The sequence below is a fragment of the Actinomadura montaniterrae genome, assembly GCF_008923365.1.
Lineage (GTDB): Bacteria > Actinomycetota > Actinomycetes > Streptosporangiales > Streptosporangiaceae > Spirillospora > Spirillospora montaniterrae.
Map to the genome: position 1 here is coordinate 1 of NZ_WBMR01000452.1, position 2,069 is coordinate 2,069.

Annotated in this window: 2 protein-coding genes and 1 pseudogene; 1 reads left to right on the forward strand and 2 read right to left on the reverse strand. The window is 73.6% G+C overall.

Annotated features, from left to right (window positions below; all coding sequences use genetic code 11):
• Positions 1 to 545: pseudogene (locus F9B16_RS50195) on the forward strand (hypothetical protein); the annotation flags it as partial.
• Between the two features lie 89 nt (positions 546 to 634).
• Here the strand turns inward: F9B16_RS50195 and F9B16_RS53955 are convergent.
• Together F9B16_RS53955 and F9B16_RS52140 are read right to left on the reverse strand one after the other, a co-directional pair.
• Positions 635 to 1,282: a septal ring lytic transglycosylase RlpA family protein gene (locus tag F9B16_RS53955; RefSeq protein WP_318839310.1), complete on the reverse strand. Its 648-nt coding sequence runs from the start codon at positions 1,280 to 1,282 to the stop codon at positions 635 to 637.
• A 481-nt stretch (positions 1,283 to 1,763) separates the two neighbouring features.
• Positions 1,764 to 2,069 (reverse strand): hypothetical protein (locus F9B16_RS52140; RefSeq protein WP_192809415.1); only part of this gene is annotated, 306 nt, incomplete at its 5' end.

Consider the following 2,069-nt stretch of genomic DNA (forward strand, 5'->3'; position numbering starts at 1 on the left):
CCGTCGTCGCCCCGGCGCGGGCGGCGCGGGCGGTGGAGCGGCGCGCCGGACGCGACCGGACGTGGAGCGGGCCGGCGCAGGAGCTCGCCGAGCGCCTCGACCTCGGTGTCCTCGCCGGCGACATCGCCGCGCGGGACGTGCCGCTGCTGCTGGTCGGCGGCGCCCGCGACCGGGTCGTCCCGGCCGGTGAGGTGACCGCGTTCCGCGACGTGCTGCAGCGGCGCGGCGCGGGCGCGGTGGAGCACGCCGCGTTCCGGATGGGGCACGCGCTCGCCGCCGAGCCGGGCACCGAGCCGCGGCCGCCGATCACCGACGCCGTCCGCGTCGACGGCCTGCTCACCGACTGGTTCCGGGAGCGGCTCGCGGACGTCAGGCCCGCGCCGGACCAGGACGCCGCGCAAGGGCAGAACACCGCGCAAGAGCCGAACACCGCGCAAGGGCAGGACGCCCTGCAGAGCGCCGCGCCCGCCGCCGCGCCCGGCGCGGTGCGGAGCGTCGACGCCGACACCGCGCCCTACCCGGCCCCGGCTCCCGTCGTCCGCTGACACTCCCGTCGTCCGCTGACGGAGGACGGCACGGAACCGCCTCGCGGGCAGCATGGACCGCCCGCGAGGCGGGTCGCACGTGGTGGAGCTCAGCCCTTGGAGAGGACCTCGTAGCGGACCGGGATGACGCCCGATCCCGTACCGCCGACCTTCTTCATCGCCGCCGTGGACAGGTCCAGGCAGCGGCCGCCCGCGTACGGGCCACGGTCGTTGATGCGGACGACGACCGAGCGGCCGTTGTTCTTGTTGATGACGCGGACCTTGGAGCCCATCGGCAGCGTCTTGTGCGCCGCGGTGAGGGCGCTCGGGTCGAAGGGCTCGCCGCTGGCGGTCATCTGCCCCTCGCCGTAGAAGGACGCCTCGCAGGTGCCGGACTGCAGCACCTTCGCCTTCTTCTTCGCCGCGGCCTTGTGCTCGGCGACGGCCTCGGACCGCGCCTTCTTCGGCTCGGCCTTCTTCTTGGTGTGCTTCGGCTCCGGGTCGCGCTGCCCGCCCCGGCTGGCCCGGGACGGCTCCGGCCTCGGCGGGTCCGCCGCCGGGGTCGCGGCGCCCGGTGCGGTCTGGGCGGCCTGCGCCGAGTCGGCCGGGGCCTTGCCGCCGGTGGCGATGGCGAACGCGCCCACCGCGAGGACGGCGGCGGCGACGCCGGAAACGATCAGCAGGGTGCGCGGCCGCGGCCGCGGAAGGCGGGCCCGAAGGCGCGCGTGAAGACGATGTCGTTCGTCAGGGTTGCCCACGAAGGATCCTTCGGTAGGGGACAGGACCCCGGACGCCCGGCGTTTCTCAGCGCCGTTCTCGCGGCGCGCCGGGGCGACCTCCTCGTCCCCCGAGTCCCGCACCGCCCATGGGCTTCAGAGCCCGTCTGCGCGCTCTCTCAGCGCGCGGCCGCGTCATCGCGGCATCGGCGTCCGGCAGGTGCGGCTGCGATGCATCTTCACTTTTGATCTCGAAAGCGCCGCACAAGTCCTTGACCGTACGTTGCGCCCGGAGTGAATCAAGCGCAGGCCCCGTCTTTGTGGGGTTTGTCACCTCTCTTTTTGCCCTGCGAAGCTGATCCACTTCGCTGGGTGAGCGCATTTCAAGATCCTATTTACCCGCCATGGAAGGTGTGATCTCGGACATATAACAAGCGTTCGTTTGGCACAATAACGGGGCGTTCCGGGATGCATGTGGCATCTCCGGAACGCCCCGTTCCGAGGTGATTCGTCGGGCCGGCGGTCAGCGCACCGCGGGCAGCTTCGGCAGGTAGACCGGCGGGCCGGACAGCCCGTCCGCCAGCCCGCCGGCCGGCAGCCCGCCGTCCGCCAGGCCGGCTCCGGCGCGCCCGGTGTCGGACGGCCGCTCCCGCGTCTTCAGCACGTTGACGACGTCGCCGACCTGCGACTGCATCGTCTTCACCGTGTCGTTCGCCTCGCCGGTGAGGCTCTGCGGCGCCGGCTTGCCGCGCCGCAGCCCGGCTCCGTCCGGGAACACCATCGAGATCGGCGCGGCGGACCGCAGCGACGCGGCGTCGCCGGGCAGCCC